Origin of the sequence: Nitrincola salilacus (assembly GCF_046271865.1) — a bacterium.
In the GTDB taxonomy this organism is placed as follows: Bacteria; Pseudomonadota; Gammaproteobacteria; order Pseudomonadales; family Balneatricaceae; genus Nitrincola; species Nitrincola salilacus.
The window spans coordinates 4593404-4615788 of the sequence record NZ_CP176580.1 but is presented as its reverse complement, the minus strand read 5'-3'; the positions used below and the strand labels follow the sequence as shown (position 1 = coordinate 4615788).

Annotated in this window: 20 protein-coding genes; 12 read left to right on the top strand and 8 right to left on the bottom strand. The window is 53.9% G+C overall.

The features are described 5' to 3' along the window. Positions 1 to 48 precede the first annotated feature (48 nt). Complete coding sequence (locus ACK3CJ_RS21210) at positions 49 to 1305, top strand: EAL and HDOD domain-containing protein (protein WP_409524185.1); 1257 nt, start codon at positions 49 to 51, stop codon at positions 1303 to 1305. An 86-nt stretch (positions 1306 to 1391) separates the two neighbouring features. Here the strand turns inward: ACK3CJ_RS21210 and ilvD are convergent, their stop codons facing one another. Then, the gene (ilvD, locus tag ACK3CJ_RS21205) at positions 1392 to 3227 is read right to left on the bottom strand and encodes a dihydroxy-acid dehydratase (protein WP_409524184.1); all 1836 of its coding nucleotides are present in this window, start codon (positions 3225 to 3227) and stop codon (positions 1392 to 1394) included. 163 nt (positions 3228 to 3390) lie between these two features. On the opposite strand from ilvD, the gene ald reads away from it, so the two are divergent. The 4 genes from ald (at position 3391) to ACK3CJ_RS21185 (ending at position 6991) form a co-directional block, all read left to right on the top strand. Next, a complete protein-coding gene (gene ald, locus ACK3CJ_RS21200) occupies positions 3391 to 4512 on the top strand; it encodes an alanine dehydrogenase (RefSeq protein ID WP_409524183.1) in 1122 nt (373 codons plus the stop codon). A gap of 114 nt (positions 4513 to 4626) precedes the next feature. Next, the gene (locus ACK3CJ_RS21195; RefSeq protein WP_409524182.1) at positions 4627 to 4908 is read left to right on the top strand and encodes a PepSY domain-containing protein; all 282 of its coding nucleotides are present in this window, start codon (positions 4627 to 4629) and stop codon (positions 4906 to 4908) included. An 18-nt stretch (positions 4909 to 4926) separates the two neighbouring features. Further along, on the top strand, positions 4927 to 5613 hold the full coding sequence (locus ACK3CJ_RS21190; RefSeq protein WP_409524181.1) for a response regulator transcription factor: 687 nt from the start codon (positions 4927 to 4929) through the stop codon (positions 5611 to 5613). 1 nt (position 5614) lies between these two features. After that, positions 5615 to 6991, top strand: coding sequence for an ATP-binding protein (locus ACK3CJ_RS21185; RefSeq protein ID WP_409524180.1), 1377 nt, complete (start codon positions 5615 to 5617; stop codon positions 6989 to 6991). A gap of 80 nt (positions 6992 to 7071) precedes the next feature. On the opposite strand, the gene argA is transcribed toward ACK3CJ_RS21185, so the two are convergent. The 4 genes from argA to ACK3CJ_RS21165 form a co-directional block, all read right to left on the bottom strand. After that, a complete protein-coding gene (gene argA / locus ACK3CJ_RS21180) occupies positions 7072 to 8409 on the bottom strand; it encodes an amino-acid N-acetyltransferase (RefSeq protein ID WP_409524179.1) in 1338 nt (445 codons plus the stop codon). 19 nt (positions 8410 to 8428) lie between these two features. Next, a complete protein-coding gene (gene argE, locus ACK3CJ_RS21175) occupies positions 8429 to 9583 on the bottom strand; it encodes an acetylornithine deacetylase (RefSeq protein ID WP_409524178.1) in 1155 nt (384 codons plus the stop codon). A gap of 228 nt (positions 9584 to 9811) precedes the next feature. Further along, entirely contained in the window at positions 9812 to 11077 is a 1266-nt protein-coding gene (locus ACK3CJ_RS21170; protein WP_409524177.1) for an inorganic phosphate transporter, read from the bottom strand. 24 nt (positions 11078 to 11101) lie between these two features. Continuing rightward, positions 11102 to 11782: a TIGR00153 family protein gene (locus tag ACK3CJ_RS21165; protein WP_409524176.1), complete on the bottom strand. Its 681-nt coding sequence runs from the start codon at positions 11780 to 11782 to the stop codon at positions 11102 to 11104. Positions 11783 to 11967: 185 nt separating this feature from the next. Here ACK3CJ_RS21165 and glnE point away from each other — a divergent pair, with 185 nt between their 5' ends. Then, positions 11968 to 14877 carry a bifunctional [glutamate--ammonia ligase]-adenylyl-L-tyrosine phosphorylase/[glutamate--ammonia-ligase] adenylyltransferase gene (gene glnE / locus ACK3CJ_RS21160; RefSeq protein WP_409524175.1) on the top strand — a complete coding sequence of 970 codons (2910 nt, stop codon included), beginning with the start codon at positions 11968 to 11970 and terminating at the stop codon, positions 14875 to 14877. 74 nt (positions 14878 to 14951) lie between these two features. Here the strand turns inward: glnE and ACK3CJ_RS21155 are convergent, their stop codons facing one another. Next, positions 14952 to 15950 (bottom strand): branched-chain amino acid aminotransferase, encoded by a 999-nt coding sequence (locus tag ACK3CJ_RS21155; protein ID WP_409524174.1) that lies wholly within the window; start codon positions 15948 to 15950, stop codon positions 14952 to 14954. Positions 15951 to 16026: 76 nt separating this feature from the next. Further along, positions 16027 to 17379, bottom strand: coding sequence for an MATE family efflux transporter (locus ACK3CJ_RS21150; RefSeq protein WP_409524173.1), 1353 nt, complete (start codon positions 17377 to 17379; stop codon positions 16027 to 16029). A 155-nt stretch (positions 17380 to 17534) separates the two neighbouring features. Between ACK3CJ_RS21150 and ACK3CJ_RS21145 the strand changes: the two genes are divergently transcribed. The 4 genes from ACK3CJ_RS21145 (at position 17535) to ACK3CJ_RS21130 (ending at position 19373) form a co-directional block, all read left to right on the top strand. Beyond that, positions 17535 to 17765, top strand: coding sequence for an ATP-binding cassette domain-containing protein (locus ACK3CJ_RS21145; protein WP_409524172.1), 231 nt, complete (start codon positions 17535 to 17537; stop codon positions 17763 to 17765). A 104-nt stretch (positions 17766 to 17869) separates the two neighbouring features. Then, entirely contained in the window at positions 17870 to 18082 is a 213-nt protein-coding gene (locus ACK3CJ_RS21140) for a hypothetical protein (RefSeq protein ID WP_409524171.1), read from the top strand. 3 nt (positions 18083 to 18085) lie between these two features. Further along, positions 18086 to 18907 (top strand): hypothetical protein, encoded by an 822-nt coding sequence (locus ACK3CJ_RS21135; protein ID WP_409524170.1) that lies wholly within the window; start codon positions 18086 to 18088, stop codon positions 18905 to 18907. A 46-nt stretch (positions 18908 to 18953) separates the two neighbouring features. After that, the gene (locus tag ACK3CJ_RS21130; protein ID WP_409524169.1) at positions 18954 to 19373 is read left to right on the top strand and encodes a hypothetical protein; all 420 of its coding nucleotides are present in this window, start codon (positions 18954 to 18956) and stop codon (positions 19371 to 19373) included. Between the two features lie 341 nt (positions 19374 to 19714). Here the strand turns inward: ACK3CJ_RS21130 and ACK3CJ_RS21125 are convergent, their stop codons facing one another. Then, the gene (locus ACK3CJ_RS21125) at positions 19715 to 20056 is read right to left on the bottom strand and encodes a hypothetical protein (protein ID WP_409524168.1); all 342 of its coding nucleotides are present in this window, start codon (positions 20054 to 20056) and stop codon (positions 19715 to 19717) included. A 273-nt stretch (positions 20057 to 20329) separates the two neighbouring features. Between ACK3CJ_RS21125 and ACK3CJ_RS21120 the strand changes: the two genes are divergently transcribed. Both ACK3CJ_RS21120 and ACK3CJ_RS21115 read left to right on the top strand, forming a co-directional pair. Further along, positions 20330 to 21247: a mitochondrial fission ELM1 family protein gene (locus tag ACK3CJ_RS21120; RefSeq protein ID WP_409524167.1), complete on the top strand. Its 918-nt coding sequence runs from the start codon at positions 20330 to 20332 to the stop codon at positions 21245 to 21247. After that, on the top strand, positions 21244 to 22365 hold the full coding sequence (locus ACK3CJ_RS21115; RefSeq protein ID WP_409524166.1) for a glycosyltransferase family 4 protein: 1122 nt from the start codon (positions 21244 to 21246) through the stop codon (positions 22363 to 22365). Before ACK3CJ_RS21120 ends, ACK3CJ_RS21115 begins: the two co-directional genes overlap by 4 nt. Positions 22366 to 22385 lie beyond the last annotated feature (20 nt).

Below are 22385 nucleotides of genomic sequence, written 5' to 3'. Positions count from 1 at the left end.
ACTAATTGCCTGATTGTTACTAGCCTGTAACCCGATAACGGAGTGGCAATGGTTACCAAGGAAACGCAGCCGGGCTCAATGAGTCAAGGTTTACCGGTGTTGATGGCGCGTCAGCCTATTTTCACCAAAAGTCAGGATGTCGCGGCTTTCGAACTGCTGTTTCGCGATGAGCAGGGCAACTTTGTACAGGGCCTCAAAGACGATGAAGTCACCCTTGAGGTGCTGTTGAGCAGCTATGCGGGGATTTCCGTAGAGGGTGAGATTCAGAATCTGCCTTTTTTCCTGAAGGTAACTGACAAGATCCTGCTGGGTGACCAGCTGCCGGATCTGCCACGCCAGAGCTTTGTGCTGGAGCTGCTCGGACATTCCGAGATTACCCCCGCCTTGGTTGAGAAGCTCAAAGAGCTCGCCAAGAAGGGGTTTCGCCTTGCTCTGGCGGATTATGACCCCTCCGACGCACGTTTCGAACCCTTGCTTAATATCATCCATGTGCTGAAACTGGATATTCAGTTACTGGGTCTGGACAGGCTGCCAGCGCTTCTGCAGAAGCTGCGACCTTATCAACTGGAGTTGCTGGCGGATAAGGTGGAGACTCAGGATGAGTTCCGTCAGTGTCTGGAGATGGGTTTTGCGCTCTACATGGGCTATTTTCTCAGTCGTCCAAAGCTGATTCGTGGCAAGAAGCTGTCTGGCAACAAGGTGGTGTTGATCCAACTGCTGGCTGAGCTGCAAAAAACCAGTGCAACGGCTGCGTCGGTTGAAGAGATCGCCCTGAAAGATCCCGCCCTGACCTACAAAATTCTGCGCGTCGTCAATTCCGCGGCGTTTAACCTACGCCGTGAGATCAGTTCATTGTCGCATGCCATCGCGATGCTCGGTATGGAGCAGATCAAGCGCTGGGTGATGTTGTTTCTGGCCAAGAGCGATGACGGCAAGCCGGATGAGTTGACGCGTAACATGCTGGTCAGGGGGCGTATGTGCGAGTTGCTGGCCGAGATGACCGGCAGAGCGGAACCGATGAACTACTTCATTACAGGCCTGCTGTCACAACTGGATGTGATGATGGATATGCCGATGGATGATCTGATGCAGCAGGTGCCATTGCAGGCAGATATCAAGGAGGCGTTGCTGAGTCGCGGCGGTTTACTCGGTGAGGTTCTGACTGAGGTCGAGACCTATGAGCGCGGTGATTTCGGTTCGCTGAAAAAGATGCTGGAGCTGCCCTACTATGAAGTGGCTTACCGTCACAGCCTGAACTGGTCACAGTCGATCATGCAGGCGTTGCAGGACACCAGTAAGCGTTGAGTATACCTGTCTCACACCATCAGCTATAAAAAAGGGGCTCGGTGATAACCAGCCCCTTTTTTGTATCGTCTATTCACTCAAAGTGATCAGTCCAGCTGACTCAGATCCCTGACGGCACCCGTATCAGCAGATGTCACAAGCTTGGCGTAGGCCTTCAGTGCTGAGGATACCTTGCGTGGACGCTCAGCGGCGGGTTTCCAGCCCAGCGCGTCACGCTCAGCACGACGTTTCGCCAATTCTTCATCAGACAGCAACACATTGATGCTGCGATTGGGAATGTCGATCCGGATCATGTCACCATTCTCAATCAGGCCGATCGCACCACCTGCCGCAGCTTCCGGAGAGGCATGACCGATCGACAGGCCAGATGTGCCACCAGAGAAACGACCATCGGTGAGGAGTGCACAGTGCTTACCCATCCCTTTGGACTTGAGGTAAGAGGTCGGGTAAAGCATCTCCTGCATACCGGGGCCACCTTTGGGGCCTTCGTAACGCACGATCACGACATCACCGGGCTTCACCTTGTCTTCCAGAATGTGATGTACCGCTTCATCCTGAGATTCTGTGACATGTGCCGGCCCTTCAAAGACATGGATCGATTCATCCACGCCCGCCGTTTTCAGTACGCAGCCGTTCTCTGCAATGTTACCGTAGAGCACAGCCAGACCGCCTTCCTGAGAGAAGGCGTTTTCATAGTTGCGGATGCAGCCGGCGGCGCGATCACCATCCAGCGATGTCCAGCGTGTGGACTGGCTGAAGGCGGTCTGTGTCGGAATGCCGGCAGGGCCCGCTTTGTAGAACTCCTTCACCTCGGGTGTCGGGTTGCGCATGATGTCCCAGGTTTCCAGCGCTTCGGCCAGACTGCTGCTGTGGACGGTCGGCAGATCACTGTGCAGCTTGCCGGCACGATCCAGCTCACCCAGGATGCCGAAAATACCGCCGGCACGATGTACATCTTCGATATGATACTTCTGCGTGTTGGGCGCTACTTTACACAACTGGGGTACATTGCGTGACAGGCGATCAATGTCGCGTAGCGTGAAATCAACTTCACCTTCCTGAGCCATGGCCAGCAAGTGCAGAATGGTATTGGTTGATCCACCCATGGCGATATCCAGGGTGATGGCGTTTTCGAAAGCTTTTACATTCGCGATGGAACGTGGCAGCACAGACGCATCATCCTGCTCATAATAACGCTTGGCCAGATCGACGATACGATGGCCAGCCTCTTCAAACAGGCGACGACGGTCGCTGTGTGTGGCCAGCGTAGTGCCGTTGCCCGGCAACGACAGACCCAGTGCCTCGGTCAGGCAGTTCATCGAGTTGGCAGTGAACATGCCGGAGCAGGAACCGCAGGTCGGGCAGGCGGAGCGTTCATATTCAGCAACGGTTTCGTCAGAGACCGAGTCATCCGCCGCGATCACCATCGCATCAACCAGATCCAGTTTGTGTTCCGACAGCTTGGTTTTGCCTGCCTCCATCGGGCCGCCGGAGACAAAGATCACGGGAATATTCAGGCGCAGTGCCGCCATCAGCATTCCCGGTGTGATCTTGTCACAGTTGGAGATGCAGATCAGTGCATCGGCACAATGAGCGTTGACCATATACTCGACTGAATCAGCAATAATGTCGCGTGAAGGCAGAGAGTAGAGCATGCCGTCATGGCCCATGGCGATACCATCATCCACGGCAATGGTGTTGAACTCTTTCGCGACGCCGCCGGCTTTCTCAATTTCGCGTGCGACAAGCTGTCCCATATCTTTCAGGTGGACATGACCCGGTACAAACTGCGTGAAGGAGTTGGCAACCGCGACGATCGGTTTATGAAAGTCATCATCTTTCATACCAGTGGCGCGCCAGAGTGCGCGGGCACCGGCCATATTGCGACCGGCGGTGGAGGTGCGGGAACGATATTCAGGCATTGAATCTGTCCTTCGGTTACATATTCATCAATGTTTCGAGTATATCAGCTCATGCCCATTGCCGAGTACCCTTCACACTGTGTTTAATCGTCTACACTTATTCAACTGAATAATATGAAAGCAGAATAACAATAATGATCGAATGCCCCGTTGAGGAGGTTGTATGAAGTTAGGAGTACCTGCCGAGATCAAGACGCATGAATATCGGGTCGGCATGACCCCGGTCGGCGTCAGAGAATTGTGTATGCAGGGTCATGAGGTGATGATTCAGCAGGGCGCAGGCCTGGGTGCCGGGTTTTCCGACGAAGATTATGTGGCATCGGGTGCCACACTGGAGGAAAGTGCTGAGGCGCTGTACAAAAGTGTTGATATGGTGGTCAAGGTCAAGGAGCCGCAGCTGCATGAGTGCGGTTGGCTGAGCAAGGGGCAAACCCTGTTTACCTATCTGCATCTGGCGGCAGACAGACCGCAGACAGATGCGCTGCTTGCAAGTGGCTGTACTGCGATCGCCTATGAAACCATCACCGATGCTCAGGGACTGCTGCCACTGCTGGCGCCAATGAGCGAGGTGGCCGGTCGAATGTCTGTGCAGGCTGGCGCGCATTGCCTTGAGAAAGCGCAACAGGGGCGAGGCGTATTGCTGTCGGGCGTTCCAGGGGTAGAGTCTGGACAGGTGCTGATCATTGGCGGTGGTGTGGTGGGGCAAAGTGCAGCTAAAATTGCATTGGGAATGGGCGCGCGCGTAGCGATCATGGATCGCTCAATTGCCAGATTGCGTCAGCTGGATGATGTTTTCGGTGGTCAGGTAGAGACGCTTTTTTCATCCCGACAATTGATTGAATCCAGAATCAGCACGGCAGATATGGTGATCGGAGCCGTGCTGTTGCCGGGTGCGGCAGCTCCCAAGCTGATTACTCGTGAGATGCTGGGTCTGATGCAGCCGGGAGCGGTGCTGGTGGATGTCGCGATTGATCAGGGTGGGTGCTTTGAGACCAGTCGCCCGACTACCCATGCGGATCCGACCTTTATCGTTGATGGTATCGTGCACTACTGCGTAGCGAATATGCCGGGAGCCGTAGCGCGCACCTCTACGCAGGCGCTGACCAACGCGACACTTCCCTATGTGCTGCAACTGGCTGCACAAGGCTGGCAGGGTGCGTTGCGCAGCAACAAGGGCTTCGCCCCCGGCCTTAATGTGCATGAAGGTGAGCTGTACTGTCAGGGGGTGGCAGAGGCTTTTGACCTGCCACTGGGGGATCTGCCGGCGCTGCTGCAAGGGCATTGATCTTCTTGTTAAGAGCCGGTTAATCTGGTGCGCGTTAGACTCAGGGCATATGTTCATCAATTTATCTTTGATCGACTTCCGTCAGCCTGATGCTACGGAAGTGGAGGAGTCCTGATGTTGGTTAAACGTTTTGCGTTGTGCTGGCGAAAAATAACCATCACCTGCATGGCTTTGATAGGTCTGTCATTGTCAATTCCGGCCCTCACTCAGGATGCGGGTGAGATAGATCTCAAACGCGCTGCAGAGATCGCCCTTGAGGCTTATGGTGGCCAGGTTCTCAAGGCCGAGGAGGTTGAAGAGGATGGCCAGCAACTTTTTCATATTCGTTTAGTGAACGAAGGACGTGTCAGGGATGTCAAGATAGAAGCAGATAGCGGGCGTGTTGTAGCGCCCTGAAGCTCAAAGGAGTAAGTGATGAAGCTGCTGGTTGTTGAGGACGATCCGGATCTGCGCAGGCAACTGTCGGTTATCCTGGCGCAAAAGGGGTACACGGTTGAAGAGTGTGCTGATGGCAAGGAGGCTGTTTATCTGGGCTGTGAGTATGAGTTTGATATAGCCATTGTCGATCTGGGTTTACCGGAGATGTCGGGGCTGGATGTGATCAAACAGTGGCGCGCGGATCAGCGGCGCTTTCCTATCCTGATCCTGACGGCGCGAGGTAACTGGCAGGATAAGGTTGAGGGACTTGAGGCCGGAGCAGATGATTATCTGGTGAAACCCTTTCAGCCGGAAGAGTTGATTGCGCGTTTGAATGCACTGATTCGTCGCTCAGCCGGACATGCACAGCCGCAGCTTCAATTTGGTCCTCTGACGCTCGACACCACTGCTCGACTGCTTTACATGTCGGATGAAGAGGTGAGGCTGACCAGCTACGAGTACCGTACTCTTGAATATCTGATGATGAATGCCGGTAAAACCATCTCCAAAACGGAGCTGACCGAGCACCTCTATCATCAGGATTTTGATCGTGACAGTAACGTACTGGAGGTATTTATTCGCCGTCTGCGCCAGAAGCTGGATCCGGATCAGACACTGCATCCCATCCTGACCGTCAGGGGGCTGGGTTATCGTATTAATCCGGAACTGGGTACCGGAGACTGATTTGCTGCAGCGACTGGTGCCCCGTTCGTTAAAGGCCCGTCTGCTCTGGGGCTCATTCATACTGCTGCCACTGGTGGTGGTTTTTGCGGTGATTGCACTGCAGCGAGCCTTTTACGAGAGTCTGTTGGCATCCGAAGAGTCTCAGGCGCAGCTGCAGGTATACCTGCTGTTGGGCTCTGCTGAGTTGATGGATGGTCAGTTGCGTTTGCCTGACCTTCCCTCCGAATCGCGTTTCCGACAGACTGACTCCGGTGTCTATGGATTTATCCACAGCCAGAATTCCCTGCTCTGGCGCTCCCCCTCAAGTTACCTTCTAGCCGACTCTCTGGTAGCACATCTGCCTGATTCGCAACTGGAACCGGGTGATATCTGGTTCGAGCATCTCTGGACGGATGGCTTCTTCCTGCTGCAATACCCGGTTGTCTGGGAGTATGACGGTCAGGATCGTCACTTCATGGTGTCGGTGCTGCGTTCAGATGTTGCAGTGAAAAAACAGATGAATGCTTTCAAGACACAGCTCTGGGGCTGGCTCAGTGTCGTATTCATTCTGGCCTTGCTGGTGCAGTATCTGATCATGCGCTGGGGGTTGCAGCCGTTGGATCGTCTGGCCAGGGATCTGCAGAGCATTGAACAGGGCAATGCTGAATATCTGCAGGGTGAGTATCCGCATGAGGTACAGACGGTGACCGATAATCTTAACCGTCTGATTCAAAGTGAACGGCAGCAGCGCGAGCGTTACCGCAATACACTGGGTGATCTGGCGCACAGCCTGAAAACGCCGCTGGCCGTTATCATGGGAGCTCGCAACGAGGAGCTGAATGAAGACGAGTACCAGCATCTGATCGATGATCAGGTGCAGCGTATGGATCAGATAGTCCAATATCAGCTGACGCGTGCGGTGAAATCTGCGCATCAGGTACTGGCCAGACCTGTACCGCTTGAGCCTGTTGCACATCGAATGGCAGCCGCGCTACAGAAAGTCTATGCCGAAAAAAGGATACAGCACGAGCTGCTGATAGATCCGGAGGCTCACTTTCATGGCGATGAGCGGGATCTGATGGAACTTCTGGGAACACTGATGGAGAACGCGTTCAAGTATGGCCGCAGTCAAGTCAGAGTCAGCGCTTTGACGCGTGATGCCGAGTTACAGATCGATATTGAAGATGATGGCCCGGGCGTTTCACCGGAACAACGACAGATGATTCTGAAGCGGGGGGCACGGCTGGACTCATCCGCGCCCGGGCAGGGCATAGGCCTGTCAATTGCGGTGGATATTCTCAGCAGCTATGACGGTTCACTGGAGGTATCTCACTCAGAACTGGGCGGGGCGGCCTTCCGGGCCTCTCTGCCCGGCGGTGCTCATCCCAGAGAGCACTGATGCGCCCAGATAGCGGTGGCCCCTCTCCATCAATCCGTTCTTGACGGTTTGTCGAGGTGCCCTGTTATCCAGCTTTCAAACTAGAGCGGCTTGAAAAAGACTTTCGAGTTGCGCTGGAAGTTATACAGCGCTTTCTTTTCCTGCGGCAGCTCATCCAGTGATGTCTCCCGGAACCCTCGCTCGACAAACCAGTGTGCGGTGCGTGTGGTCAGCACGAACAGTGATTTGAGCCCCATATCACGTGCCTGCTCCTCCAGAGTGTTCAGCAGCATATCGCCACGCTGCCCGCCCTGGTAGTTGCTGTCGATCGCCACGCAGGCCAGTTCGCCGACCTGTTCATCCAGAAAGGGATAGAGTGCCGCACAACCAATAATGGCTCCGTCGCGTTCAACAATGGTAAAGCGCTCAATTTCTGCCTCGAGGCGTTCACGCGAGCGTCTGACCAGCACACCTTTGGCCTCCAGAGGCGCGATCAGCTCCAGAATGCCACCGACATCCTCTATGCCCGCCACCCTGACCTGCTCATAGGACTCACGAATTACCATGGTGCCTGAGCCGTCACGGGTGAATAACTCTTCAATCAGAGCACCATCCTGCTGGAAATTGATCAGATGACAGCGTGGAACTCCGCTCTGACAAGCGTCCGCCGCAGCTTGCAGCAGGCGTGATGTTTCCGTATGAGGTGCAGTAGGGTCATCCAGTTTCGCCAGATACTGGCTGACCATACGCATCGCAGTGGCCACGAGCAGCTCACTGCGCAGATCGCCACGGCTGTCGTGTATGCCATTTTCACTGCCAAACAGTATCAACTTGTCGGCTTTCAGTGCTGTGGCTGTGCGTGTGGCAACCTCCTCTACCGAGAGGTTGAACAGCTCTCCTGTCGGGGAGTAACCAAGATTGGACAGCAAAACGATATGGTTAAGATTCAGTAACTGACGAATCGCCTCATGATCCACCCGGCGCAGCTCACCGGTATGCTTGAGATCAACACCATCCACCACACCGGCTGGCCGTGCGGTGATGAAATTACCACTGCTGACACGGATACGTGCGCCATGCATCGGAGTGTTCGACAACCCCATCGAGAAACGGGCTTCCAGCTCACAACGCAGACTGCCAACAGCCTCAACAACACACTGCAGCGTCTGCGCATCGGTGACGCGCTGATGGTGGTGCAGGCGAGTTTTGATGCCCTGTTTTTCCAGTCGCGCTTCTATCTGTGGTCGCGAACCGAAAACCAGCACCAATCGCACACCCAGACTGTTCAGCAGGGCGATGTCATGCACGATATTATCGAAATTGGGCTCAGCCAGCGCCTCTCCACCGAGCATCAGAACAAAGGTTTTGCCCCTGTGTGCATTGATGTAGGGTGATGAGTGGCGAAACCAGCTGACATGTTGTTGAGTGTTGTCGGTCACAGCAGTCTTTTAGCTCCGGTTACAGGCAGTAACGCCCGATTAATGTTTTCAGCAGTTCGATAGTGGGTTGGATCTGATCCAGAGCCAGAAACTCATCAGGCTGATGGGCTTGCTCGATGGATCCTGGACCCATGACTATTGTATCCATACCCAGCGCTTGCAGGAATGGGGCTTCGGTAGCGAATGCCACCGCCTGCGCCGAATGGCCGGTGAGTTTTTCCACCATCTGAACCAGCTCGGAATCTTTGGCTGTTTCAAAAGGTGGGACGCCCAGAAACAATGGATAAGATTTCAGCTCCACGCCATATTTGGCTCCAAGAGGATGTAAGCGTTCACTGATCATATTACGCAACCCATCCAGTGACATACCTGGCAGCGGGCGAAGATCAAACTCCAGTTCACAGCGGCCACAAATACGGTTGGGGTTATCTCCGCCGTGGATACAGCCCAGGTTCAGGGTTGGGATACTGACGCTGAAATCACTGTTATGGTACTGCTGAGCCAACTCTTTGCGCAGTCCGATCAGCTCACTGAGCACACCATGCATGGCATCCAGCGCATTATGCCCGAGTGCAGGATCGGAGGAGTGGCCTGAACGACCTTCAATTCTGACCGCTTCCATCATTATGCCCTTGTGCATACGGATCGGGCGCAGGCTGGTCGGCTCACCAATAACTGCTGCACGAGCCAGCGGGCGCCCAGCTTCCACCAATGCTCTGGCACCGCTCATGGAGCTTTCTTCATCGGCCGTTGCCAGAATGATCAGAGGCTGCTTGAACTGCGTAGCATCGAAACTGCGGGCGGCCTCGATCGCGAGTGCAAAAAATCCTTTCATATCGCAGGTACCCAGCCCGTAAAAACGGTTATCCCTCTCGGTCAGAGTAAAGGGGTCGCTTTGCCATAACTCGGGATTACAGGGAACGGTATCCGTGTGGCCAGAGAGCACCAGTCCGCCAGGTCCTTGTCCGAGTGTAGCGATCAGATTGGCCTTGCGGCCCTCCTCACCGGGCAGCATCATTACCTCACACTCAAACCCCAGATCACTCAGCCAGCCATGCAGGCGGTTGATCACTTCAAGATTGCTTTGATCCAGGACCTCCGCAGTCGAGCTGACCGATGGGCTGGCAATCAGCTCTTGCAGCATTGTCAGAGTAGCAGGTGTTTGGCGAGTCATGGTTTTCTCCGGCACAGTGATGCAGGTAACCTGTCGGATATCTGCTTATTGGTCCGAGGCAGGGTCGATGAGTTCCTGATCTATAATGCTATCTTTGCTGTCGCGGGTCTATTTATTGAGGATCTATTTATTGCAGGACGATTTTTGAGAGGTCGTTGTTGCAGGTCGAGTGATAAGGCGAGATATCAGCAGTAGTGCCCATCCCTGGACACTCTGCCGGCTTCATACTTACAGGAAGATAGCTGTCAGGATGAAGAAGAAAATGATCGACAGCAGTGCACCGGCTGGCAGCGTCACGATCCAGGAGATGAAAATCGTACCGATGATGCGCAGGTTAAGTGCTGCCATACCACGCGCCAGTCCAACGCCCAGAACGGCCCCCACAAGCGTATGCGTGGTTGATATCGGCAGACCTGTACCAGATGCGACAACAACTGTAGCTGCAGCAGCCAGTGTGGCGGCAAAACCACGGCTGGGTGTCAGTTCAGTGATATTCTGACCCACAGTGGCGATTACTTTATGCCCATACATGATCAGGCCAGCAACAATACCCGCGCCACCAAGCAGCAGAATCCAGGGTTGAACAACCGAGCGTGCAGAAACCTCGCCACCGGAGTTGACCACGCTGACAACAGCCGCCAGAGGGCCGACCGCGTTGGCGACATCGTTGGAACCGTGTGCAAAAGCCATGGCGCAGGCTGTGAACAGCATCAGGATGGCAAAGATCTTCTCGACGTTAGTGAAGTGAAAATCGCGATCATCAGCCGGGTTATGCTTGACCCGTTTGATCATGAAGATGCCGATTACCATGGTGATGCCACCAGCCACAGCGGATCCCAATGCACTTTGGGTGAAGGTCAGATCCAGCCCGATATGTTTCAGACCTTTGGTCATCGTCACCATGGAGATGATGAATCCCACCAGAAAAATGTAGTAGGGGACATAGCGCTTGGCATTGTCGTAGGGGTCTTTGGTATCCAGTATCAGATACTGCACGCTGCGAAATAGCCAGAAAGCGATAAAGCCAGCGGTAACGGGTGATATCACCCAGCTCATGACGATAGTGCCGATCTTGCTCCAGTGCACGGCGTCAACCGATATACCGATGGCAGCAAAGCCGACGATGGCACCTATGATGGAGTGCGTGGTGGAGACAGGCCAGCCGTAGTGGCTGGCTATCAAGAGCCACACACCTGCGGCGAGCAGGGCGGACATCATGCCGAATACCAGCAGGTCGGGCCTGTCGGCCATCAACGAGGCATCAGTGATGCCGCTACGGATGGTTGAGGTGACGGCGCCCCCGGCGAGATACGCACCGGCAAACTCGAACACCATGGCAATAACTATTGCCTGTTTGAGGGTGATGGCTTTGGAGCCGACGGAGGTGCCCATGGCGTTGGCAACGTCGTTGGCGCCAACACCCCAGGCCATGAAAAAGCCAAAGACACAGGCCATGATGATGATCAGCGTGCCATGTTCTACAAGGACTTCCATAATTCCGGTCTCTGTCTGGTGAGTTTATCTTGCCAGCAGCATCTGCAGGCGGCCGCCTACTTGCTGAGCACGGTTAGCCAGATCACCGATCCAGTCGATGATGCGGTATAGAAAAATCACGTCGATCGGATAAAGCTCGCGCTCTATGGCAAACAGCGAATTACGCAGTTTTCTTTCCTGCTCATCGTTGTCTTGCTCGAGCTGATCCAGCTTGGAGATCAGGCGCTCAACCAGATCCACTTCATAGCCTCTGAATCCAGTGGCTATCAGTTCATCCAGTTCGTTAAGCGCGACAACAGCCTGCTCGGTGGTCTGGATGGCCGTCGTGAGAAAGGCGAGCACTTCTTTCTGGATCTGAGAAGGAATCAGCATCTTGCGACCCAGCATCAGGCCTGCAATATCCTTGGCTCTGTTGGCAACCTTGTCCTGCATGCGCAGCAGTTCCAGTAGATCGTTGCGAGGCACGGGAAGAAACAGATTTCCCGGCAGGTGCTGTCGGATATCACGCTTCATATCATCGGCCTGGTTTTCGAGGCGAACGATGTTCTGCTGTATCTCGGCAGCCTTATCCCAGTCTTCGGCCATAGCCGCTTCCATGAACGGGGTCAGTTGGGCGGCGGCTTCCTGTGCCTTGGCGATGTGCTCCTGCATCGGTTTGAACGGCGAGCGGGCAAACATCTGCGTAATCAGATTCGTGGTCACCATGGACTTGTCCTGTATCTGGTAAAACGGTCGCAATTATATAGGGAGTTGTCATGCGGATGTAACCAAAGCGACACAAAAACGTCATGAAAAATGTGCAATTGCTATTAAAGCTTGAACTTGGCAGCTTCATTTTTACTTTGATCTGGTAATCTAGAGTGATTGTTCTGTCGGATCGGAGAGTAACGGTGTTGATACAGCCTCCCCTGGAAAAAATACCCGAAATACTGCATACGCATCTGCTGGAAAGCTGGGAGAAGATCTCTGCGGCGCTTATGTTGCTTGAGCAGGCGCCACAATGGCTGGCATCCGAGCTGAGCACCGTGCTGATCGGCAGTGACTTTGTGCGCGACCAGTTGATACGTCATCCTGAATGGCTGCAACAACTGCTGCAATCAGGAGATCTGGAGCAGGCCTGCAGTGAGCAGCGGTATCGTGATCTGCTGCATGCTCTGGTTCAGCCAGAGCAGGAGGAGGCGGATCTGCATCGGGTGTTGCGTCAGTTCCGGCAGTACCAAATGGTCCGTTTGATCTGGCGTGATCTGACCCGGCGCAGTGACATGATCGGCACTACGCATGAGCTGTCCTGGCTGGCCGATGTGTGCATCGATGAAACGCTCAACTGGCTGTATGACAAGGCCTGTGAGCGCTGGGGGACTCCCTGGTCACGACCGGACGCACAGGGGCGGCGGCAACAGCAGCGGATGGTGGTGCTCGGCATGGGCAAGCTGGGCGCGCATGAGCTGAACCTGTCCTCCGATATCGACCTGATGTTTACCTACCCATCCAATGGCGAAACAGACCATGAGCGCAAAAATCTGGAGAATCAGGACTTCTTTATTCGCCTGGGGCAGAAGCTGATTCAGGCGCTGGATAACCTGACGATGGATGGTTTTGTATTCCGTGTCGATATGCGCCTGCGCCCTTTCGGTACCTCCGGCACGCTGGCCTGCAGCTTTGATGCAATGGAGGGATATTACCAGGATCAGGGCCGCGACTGGGAACGCTATGCGATGATCAAGTCGCGGGTGGTGGCCGGCGACAAAGCTCAGGGTGAGCGTTTGCAATCTTTGCTGCGTCCCTTTGTGTATCGCAAATATATCGACTTCAGTGCCTTTGAATCACTGCGCGATATGAAGCTGATGATCAGTCGTGAGGTCAGGCGCAAAGGGTTGGAGGACAATGTAAAGCTGGGCTCAGGCGGTATCCGCGAAGTGGAGTTTATCGCTCAGGCATTTCAGCTGATTCGTGGCGGGCGAGATCTGGAATTGCGCCAGCGAGAGCTGATGAATATTCTGCCCTTGCTGCCAGAAAGAGTCGGTATGCCGCAGCAGGCGGTTGATGAGCTGATTGCATCCTATACCTTTTTACGCAACACCGAACACGCCATTCAGGCACTGGCGGACCAGCAGACACAGGAGCTTCCGGCAGATGACTTGGGGCGTGCACGTATAGCCCACAGCATGGGCTTTGCCGGCTGGCAGAGTTTCCATGAGCAGTTGATGAGTTACCGTGCAACGGTCTCGCGCCATTTTGCCGATGTGATTGCGCCTGAAGAGTCAGAGGACGATCTGGCCGATTCTACAACTGAAACTGACTGGCAAGCCTTGTGGCATGGTGAGATGGATGACGCTGAAGCGCATGGGCTGCTGGCAGAACGCGGCTTTAAGGATGCCGACAAGGCGTTCAGACTGATACAGGATCTGCGCAACCTGAAAGCGGTGCAGGTGTTGCAGCAGGTGGCTCAGCAACGATTACTGAATGTGTTGCCGAATCTGCTGCAGGCGATCGCCCAATGCAATAACCCAGAGGTTACGCTGGAGCGCGTGTTGCTGTTGATTCAGGCGATTCTGCGCCGCTCCGCTTATCTGGTGCTGTTGGCCGAAAACCCGGCCGCCCTGCAGCAACTGGTGCGCCTGTGCTCTGCCAGTGCCTGGTTCGCCAATCTGCTGGCCAAGCAGCCGGTACTGATGGATGAGCTGATTGATCCACGCACCCTGTATGATCCACCGGATAAGGCGCGTCTGCAGGCTGAGCTGCGCCAGCAGTTGCTGCGCATCCCGCAGGAGGATACGGAACAACTGATGGAGGCATTGCGATACTTCAAGCATGCTCATGTGCTGCGGGTGGCGGCTTCAGAAGTGACGGGTGTGTTGCCCTTGATGAAAGTCAGTGACTATCTGACCTGGCTGGCCGAGGCGGTGCTGGAGGTGGTGCTGGATATCGCCTGGCATGATCTGATCAGCAAGTATGGACGGCCACTGCGCGAGCCCGGGATTCCCTGTGATCCCGATTTTATCGTACTCGGCTATGGCAAGGTGGGTGGAATAGAACTTTCCTATGGATCGGATCTGGATCTGGTGTTTCTCTATGATGCCGACTCCAATCTGAACACCGATGGCGAGAAGCAGGTGCCCAACCCGGTGTTCTTCAATCGGCTGGGCCAGAAGATGATCCATATCCTGAACACCTTCACGCCGTCGGGACAACTGTATGAAGTGGATATGCGTCTGCGTCCGTCAGGCAACTCCGGACTACTGGTCAGCACGTTGAAAGCCTTCGGGGAGTATCAGCAGCGCGAAGCCTGGACCTGGGAGCATCAGGCACTGGTGCGCGCACGTGTGGTGGCCGGTTGTTCACGAGTGAAAGAGCGCTTCGAACAGACACGTGCCGAGATTCTGGGTGCCGATCGCGAACTGGAAAAGCTGCGCACCGATGTTGTGGATATGCGAGAAAAGATGCGCCAGCATCTGGGCAGCGGTGTTGCCGAAGAGGACGCCTTCCACCTGAAGCAGGATCGCGGTGGCATAGTGGATATCGAGTTTCTGGTGCAATTTCATGTGCTGGCTTATGCCACGCGCCATCCGGACCTGCTCGAATTTACCGATAATATCCGTATTCTGGATGCGATCGAGCGCAATGCTCTGTTGTCGGCAGAGGAGGCGGACTTCCTGCGTGAAACCTATAAAACCTATCGCGCAATGGGTCATAGGCTGGCGCTGCAGGAACAATCCAGCACCATAGCGGACGATCAGTTCGCGCAGCTGCGCACACGGGTAGGGGAAATCTGGGACAGAGTGATGACTGCCCGGCCATAACCGGGCAGCTTTTTGTACTCAGGGTGGACTGACTGAGAGTGTACTTAGAGCGAGTGTACTCAGAACGAGTGCACTCAGATGCTGGTCAGCCAGCCGTGAATATCTTCAGCCCGACCCCACTGAATGGCATTCAGGGCAGTACGCAGTTTGACCGTGGTCTGGCCAACACCGCCAGTGCCGACCTGATACTCCTTGCCGTGATGAATCAGCGTACCCACCGGTGTCAGAACCGCTGCGGTGCCAGACAGCGCCGCTTCGCAGCCAGGTTTGGCAGCACGCTCAAGCAGCTCAGCAACCGTCAGCTCACGCTCCGATACTTGCATCCCCATATCGCGAGCCAGTGTCAGGATTGAGTCACGCGTCACCCCATGCAGGAAGCTCTCATCCAGCGCCTTGGTGATGATCTCATTGCCATCGATCAGCAGGAAGTTGGCCGCGCCTGTCTCCTGAACATCGCCATTCGGGCAGAAAAGGACCTGATCCGCCTGACACTCTTCGCGCGCTTCCATGATCGGACGCAGGGCGCTGGCGTAGTTGCCGCCACTCTTGATCATGCCGTTATGCGGCGCACAGCGCATGCCCTGATCTTCGAGCTTCAGGCGCAGGCACTTGTCACCACCGGCAAAATAGTCACCCACAGGCGAAGCCAGCACGTAAAGGCAGGAAGTCAGAGACGGTGCTGCTGCCTTACCGATGGCTGCTTCGGTGCCGAAATGGGTCGGGCGGATATAGAGTGACCCTGGGGGAGCCGGTACATCAGCCGCAAAACGGGAAACCGTATCAAGAATCATCTTGCTCAGCTCTGCTTCATCAATAGCAGGCAGCGCCAGAAGGCGGCTGCTCTGAGCCATACGTGCAATATTACGGTCCATGCGGAAGATTTTCACCGAACCATCTTCATGGCGAAACGCCTTCAGTCCCTCAAAGCAGGTGCTGGCATAGTGCAGCACATGAGCGCCCGGGTGAAGCTGAATGCTGTCACTGGCCACCATCTCCGGCTGGCTCCAGCGCGTGCCATCAAACCAGGAGATTGCCATTTCAGGCATGAAAACGGTACCAAATGCAGCAGCCATGTGAACGTCCTCAAAAAGTATCAATGCGAATTAGTAGTCGGAAGGTAAAACACCTTGCAGCATCTGATTGTAATCATCAACAACAGGAAAGGGAATTGGTAGGATATTTATTCCGAAAGGATTTGAACTCACGTCTGAGCAGATAGATCGCAAACAGCGACAGGCATATGTTCGAGAAGGGCACGGCCAGCCAGACGCCATTGAGGCCGATCAGCCAGGGTAATAGCGCAAGGAAGGGTAGCTGAATCAGCATATTACCCATGGTGATGAAGGTCGCTTTGCGCCCCATGCCAAGTGACTGAAACCAACTGGCGGTCATCACCAGAAATCCATCAATAAACAGCGCAAACAGATGCAGACGAATCGCCCACTGAGCGACATCCAGCAGCGCCTCATCATCGCCGATAAATACTGATGCGAAAAACCCCGGCACCAGCAGCAGGCTGATAACCAGAATGATGCCGCTGCCCAGAATGATCTTGCAGGCCAGTATAAAGGTATCTTTGAGGCGTTTGATCTGACCTGATCCGTAGTAGAAGCTGACCAGTGGTTGCATGCCGCCAGATACCCCTTCTGCCGCCATGTAGTAAAAGGCCATCAGGTAACCGGCGATACTGTAGGCAGCGACATGTATGGCCTGACCATACTTCAGCAGCAGAATATTATGCAGCACGACCGAGAAGCTGATGTACAGATACATCAACATGCTGGAGAAGCCGGTGCCCAGCAGCTTGAGCATGGCACGAGGTTTCAGGGCAAAGGTCGCAATGGCGAGTGGCGCCCGGCTACGATGGCTGAAGAGAAAAACCAGACAGATAATAACTGATAGGCTTTCAGCCAACACCGTTGCAAGTGCTGCACCACTGAGGCCCCAGCCAAGCCAGGCGATAAACAGAGCGTCAAGCAGGATATTGCTGATGGCCCCGGCCAGCATGGCATAGGTTGCGAGCCTGGGGGCGCCGAGATTACGGGCCAGAAAGGGCAGGGCGATGCTGGCCAGAATCAGCGGCGAGGCTGGAGCCATGATATTGAGATAGTCCTGAGCGTTGGCGGCTGCGTCGCCACTGGCCCCCTGAAAGGCCAGAAATCCCGCGCTGGTATGATTCAGCAACCAGCCCAGCGGCATGCCGATCAACAGTAACAACCATAAGCCTTGCGCAATATAGCGGCTCGCCGTCTGCTGCTCGCGTCCACCCAGCGAAATGGAAGCCTGTGCCCCTGCTCCAATGCCGATCATCATCCCGATGGCGAGCAAAACCCCGACCCAGGGCCAGGCCAGATTGATCCCTGCCAGCCCGTCACCGCCAATGAAATGACCGACAAATATTCCATCCACAATCTGATAGGTGCCACTGACCAGCAGGGCCGCCATGGAGGGTAGCGTATAGTGCCAGAAGGCTCGGTGCAGCGGTGTAGTGTTCAGATCCATTGAGATGACAACTTCTTGAGGGAACAGGGTCTTATGATTGGGCAGCTTCATGCTGCTATAAACAGGCGCTATTAGATCACAAAAAATGTTACAAGGCCTGTACCGGCGGTCTGTATAAGCCCGCAATTGCACACGGGCTGCTTCAGGATCAGGACGTGCCTATCTCCAGACTCAGTGGCGGGGAGCAGACACGCCTCGCGCTCTGCGCTGCATTCATGAAGCGGGACCATTTTCTACTGTTGGATGAGCCGGATAACCATCTGGATCTTGATTCCCGTGAACTGCTGAAAAATGTGCTGCGTGATTACCCCGGCACGCTGATGGTGGTCTCGCATGATGAAGCGTTTATTGAGGCGGTCGGGGTAGGGCAATATTTGCAGCTGTGACAAAAGAGAGTGAACGTTGATTGCAGTGGCAAAAAGCAGTAATCTCTTGCCCAAAGTAAGGGGCCGGATTGCCCAAAAGGATGATTTTTAATAAGGACATTGCCATGCCTACCGTCTATTTCAACTCTCACTCTTGCCACATTTCTGACTTGATTGATGCCGACGACGAGCTCATTGCGGAGTTTTCCCGAGTCAATGGCATAAGCTCAGATGGTCGTGTTTATCAAGGGCAGGCCTTCACACTGGACTTGTCTGAAACCTATGCACCCCCGATTATCCGTACTCTTAATCAACAGGCTATTCATGAGCGTAGCTGACTAATGGAAGCGGCAGGAGTAGAAGGTGAGGAGTTGCATCGAGAAGCCGAGTTCTGGGAAAAATACCTGACTGAGGAGGAGCTCTCTGGCGTTCTTAGTCTGATAGGTGGATCTGGCCCTGCCTTTAAGGCCAAATTTGAAAATCTCTCTAATTTTCATAAAGCTTTGGTCAATTATGAAAATGCTCTCATCGCTATTCAAAAGCCTGCCGCAGCCGGGATGCCGGGCGCAGGCGCCAGGGACGCCATCGCGCGCCGCAATGCCATTCAAGCCTACGATGTGCTGATCAGCGAACACAGAAGCGCAATGACCCAGCTCTCCCCTGTTATCATGCGTACTAAAAACCGTGGCAGCGCCATCAATAATGCACACCGCGGTATCACTCTGGCCAGTCGCAGCCGTGGCCGTCTGCACGCCGACACGCGCATTTTCGTTGCTGACCTGTTTCAGGCTCACAGGCTGAAAAGCTTCTCGCAGTTTATGTCTAAAGCAGCCACTCCTTTGTCCTTGGCTGCTGATGCTTCAATCAGAGCTGGCAAGGTAAGAAGTGTGAGTAATGCTGATGGAAACTGGCATCGTGAAAGCGTAAGGCAAATTGCGGGGTTTGGTGGCGGTGCACTTGGAGGAGGGTTGGCGGGTAATGCAACATTGATTGCCCTCGGCGGCGCAACAAAAATTTCTGCATTGGCACTTGCTGGCCCTATTGGCTGGGCACTCATTGGCTGTATTGTGATTATAATAGCCGGTGCAAGTTATTACGGAGCCAAGGTTGGTGGGGGCATGGGTGAGAATTTTGGTAGTACGTTATATGACAGTTTGCTATAGCCTTTTAGTCAACAAAGTATTCAGTTTTTTGGCTGGTTAATTATTTATGAGTGACTTTTTCTTAAATCTACCTGATTTTTTTCGCCTCTATTTATCTAAGGAATTTCTCGTTTTAACAAGCGGGTTTTTTATGATCATAGGGGTTTTTTTAATGATTTTTTCATTGTTCTTCTCGATTTTACGTATAAATAGAGCCATGCGGCGTGACGGTTTGGAGCCTCCTGCGTTGCACATGATAAACATTTACGCTTATTGGCATGTTTTCTCGGCTACGCGTAAATCCATTGCAAATATGGTAAAATCTGAGCGGAAAATCGGCCCTGTCAAAAGTTCATTTTTCTTTAATGTAATACCTGTTTTGCCTTACATTAAGCCCATTGATCGTTATATATCTAGAGGGTTTATTGTTTCCGGTATCATTTTTTTTACTTTTGGCTTTATCGCTTTATTTATTTATCCCGAGTGATGTTTCTACCTGTACTACGGCTATGCAGGTGCAGATAGTATGTGCATAGCGGTCAAACTGCGCTGTTGTTGACAGCTCTATTGTTTGGGTGTTCTCTCATATCTCACAATAAAGCACTTCTAAGCTCTGAGTAGTGGGTATGTATTTTATTCAGCTTTTTTGGTAGACGTTCTTCCACTATTATATTAATGTGCGATATTATATCAGTGCGCGGATCATTTCCAAATGGATTTGAGTCGAAGAAGGAATCTTCTATACCTGCAAGTCTATAAGTTTTCATAAAATGTATGAATTGTGTATACCAGCTCGGAGACCCAATATTATCTGATGCTTCAAAATACTCAACGATTGCTTCGCAGAACGCTTTGAACGATATCCACGCTCCATTGCGCACCATCCGTCTTTTCAGCACGTTCTAATTCTGCAGCGAGCTTCTTTACTATATTGCGTTTTGCAGCAAGCTCGTGCCTACGATCTTCTAGAAAATCAAGTAGCTCGTTATTTGGCACTTTTTTATCTTTTAACGAGCTTCTAATTTTAATGAAGGCTGTAATATAGTCGGTATGAATTTCTTCTATATCTCTCATTAAAGGCTCAATGTGAGATTTAAATAGCTGATTTTTGCCCTTGTCGTATTCCCCAAGGAATCCAAAAATTGGTGCAAATGAAAATTCAATTTTCATATTATTATAGACCCCAAGAGCTAATATTTGTATTTGCTTAAGTATTGTATTAATTCGATTATGAGGTGCTGACACCACACACGCTACCAGCCCGGCTGGTGCTTCATCAGAGCAAGTGCGTGCTTCCAGATTGTTTAGTCGAAACTACCCCATCCTTCTTGTGGTTGCAATGTGTCGGGATGTATTGAAGCGAGGCATAACACCCCACTATAGACTCAGCCAAAGCCCCCTTAGTATCATGGCGCGGTGTTAAATGCTGCCAATGGAACCTCTGTGCCTCAGATCTGGATCGTCAGCGATGGTAAACCCGGACACCGGAATCAGTCGCTGGGGCTTTATGCTGCCCTGAAACAGCAGCGCCCTGAGCTGGAGCTGCAGGAGGTAGCGCCACTGAGCACGACTCAGTCTCTGCTGGCGCTTCTGTTCCGACAGCGTCCTCAGCCACTGCTTCAGCCTCTTACTCAGACACCTCCGGCACTGTTGATCGGAGCCGGTCATGCGACCCATCTGACGCTGCTGGCGCTGAAGCGGCTGACCGGTGAGCCTGCTGTGGTGCTGATGAAGCCCAGCCTGCCTTTGCGCTGGTTCGATCTCTGCCTGATTCCAGAGCATGATAACCCGGCCCCGAGTGCGAATATCCTGACTACCCGAGGGGCGCTGAATCTGATGCGCTCCGGCACCAAGCAACCCGGTAGCGGTATGATCCTGATCGGTGGTCCATCGAAGCATTTTGGCTGGGATGAGGCCGCGCTGTTGGCTCAGTTGCAGCAACTGCTGAGTCTGGATGCGAGGCACTGGTGCATGACCACATCGCGCCGCACACCTGAATCAACCTTGAGTCTGTTGCGAACTCTGCCGGGAGTTGAGCTGGTGCCGGCTGAGGAAACGCCAGCCGGATGGTTGCCTGAAAAACTGGCCAGTGCCGAGTGCTGCTGGGTAACCGAGGACAGTGTCTCGATGGTGTATGAAGCGTTGACGGCTGGATGCGCGGTGGGCACGCTGGAGCTGCCGGCAGGTCGTGGAGGTCGTCTGGCCGGAGGGCTGAAGCGGCTTGCTGATGATGGCTTGATCCAGCCTTTTTCCCGCTGGTGCGAGGGCTCCGGCAGGACCTTATCCACACCCGCATCAACACACACCTTTAATGAAGCGCAGCGTTGCGCCGGATGGCTACTTGAGCGAGGCTGGTTATGAAAGTGGTTCAGGTGCTGCCCGATCTGGATGGCGGTGGGGTTGAGCGCGGTACGCTGGAGGTGGCGCGTGGTCTGGTGGCTGCCGGGCATGAGTCGCTGGTGATCTCGGCGGGTGGCAAACTGGTGCCTCAGCTAGAGCGGGAGGGCAGCCGCCATCTGACCTGGGATCTCGGCCGTAAATCCTTATTTACCTTGCGTCATATCTGGTCGCTGCGGCGCTGGATGCGTGATTATCAGCCGGATATTATCCACCTGCGCTCACGTCTGCCTGCCTGGATTGTCTGGCTGGCATGGAAAGGGTTGCCAGCGGGGCAGCGACCGCATCTGGTCACTACGGTACATGGTCTTTATTCCGTATCTGGCTACAGTGCGATCATGTGTCGTGGCGAACGGGTGATCGCCGTGTCTCAGACGGTGATGGACTATATTCAGAACAACTACCCCGAAACCGACAGCACAAAACTTCGGCTGATCAATCGCGGCATCGATCCCGAAGAGTTCCCCTATGGCTTTCAGCCCTCGGCACAGTGGCGCGAAGCCTGGTATCAGCAATATCCTCAGTTAGTGAGTAAAAAGGTGCTGACACTGCCGGGGCGTATCACCCGTCTGAAAGGGCATCAGGACCTGATCACATTGGTTGCTGCTCTCAAGCAGGCAGGTATACCTGTTCATGCGTTGATCGTCGGTGGAGAAGACCCCCGGCGTCAGGCTTATGCCGATGAGTTGCGTGCGCGTATCCGGGAGGAGGGGTTGGATGACTGGATCACCTTTACCGGGGCACGTGGTGATATCCGTGAGATCTATGCCGTGTCGGATGTGGTGCTCTCTTTGTCGAACAAGCCGGAGTCCTTTGGACGTACCGTCGTTGAATGCTTGTCGCTGGGTGTGCCGGTGGCGGGGTTCGGGCATGGTGGTGTGGCGGAAACTCTGGCTGAGCTTTATCCTGAGGGGTTGGTAGCGAAAGGTGATCTGAATGAGCTGCAGCAGCGGCTGCAGAGCTGGTTTCGTGCCGGAGCCCCGGAGGTCAGTGGCAATGCTGTCTACACGCTGGAGCGGATGATCAGTGATACGCTGGCGGTGTATGATGAGCTGACTCACAGGAGCGATAAACAGGCGTGACAGATTTTCATGATAAGCCT

Bases quoted from the DNA above. Each gene is read 5' to 3' on its own strand.
- ACK3CJ_RS21210 (WP_409524185.1), top strand. From the start codon at position 49: ATGGTTACCAAGGAAACGCAGCCGGGCTCAATGAGTCAAGGTTTACCG.
- ilvD (WP_409524184.1), bottom strand. From the start codon at position 3,227: ATGCCTGAATATCGTTCCCGCACCTCCACCGCCGGTCGCAATATGGCC.
- ald (WP_409524183.1), top strand. From the start codon at position 3,391: ATGAAGTTAGGAGTACCTGCCGAGATCAAGACGCATGAATATCGGGTC.
- ACK3CJ_RS21195 (WP_409524182.1), top strand. From the start codon at position 4,627: ATGTTGGTTAAACGTTTTGCGTTGTGCTGGCGAAAAATAACCATCACC.
- ACK3CJ_RS21190 (WP_409524181.1), top strand. From the start codon at position 4,927: ATGAAGCTGCTGGTTGTTGAGGACGATCCGGATCTGCGCAGGCAACTG.
- argE (WP_409524178.1), bottom strand. From the start codon at position 9,583: ATGACTCGCCAAACACCTGCTACTCTGACAATGCTGCAAGAGCTGATT.
- ACK3CJ_RS21170 (WP_409524177.1), bottom strand. From the start codon at position 11,077: ATGGAAGTCCTTGTAGAACATGGCACGCTGATCATCATCATGGCCTGT.
- ACK3CJ_RS21165 (WP_409524176.1), bottom strand. From the start codon at position 11,782: ATGGTGACCACGAATCTGATTACGCAGATGTTTGCCCGCTCGCCGTTC.
- ACK3CJ_RS21155 (WP_409524174.1), bottom strand. From the start codon at position 15,950: ATGGCTGCTGCATTTGGTACCGTTTTCATGCCTGAAATGGCAATCTCC.
- ACK3CJ_RS21150 (WP_409524173.1), bottom strand. From the start codon at position 17,379: ATGGATCTGAACACTACACCGCTGCACCGAGCCTTCTGGCACTATACG.
- ACK3CJ_RS21140 (WP_409524171.1), top strand. From the start codon at position 17,870: ATGCCTACCGTCTATTTCAACTCTCACTCTTGCCACATTTCTGACTTG.
- ACK3CJ_RS21135 (WP_409524170.1), top strand. From the start codon at position 18,086: ATGGAAGCGGCAGGAGTAGAAGGTGAGGAGTTGCATCGAGAAGCCGAG.
- ACK3CJ_RS21130 (WP_409524169.1), top strand. From the start codon at position 18,954: ATGAGTGACTTTTTCTTAAATCTACCTGATTTTTTTCGCCTCTATTTA.
- ACK3CJ_RS21125 (WP_409524168.1), bottom strand. From the start codon at position 20,056: ATGAAAATTGAATTTTCATTTGCACCAATTTTTGGATTCCTTGGGGAA.
- ACK3CJ_RS21115 (WP_409524166.1), top strand. From the start codon at position 21,244: ATGAAAGTGGTTCAGGTGCTGCCCGATCTGGATGGCGGTGGGGTTGAG.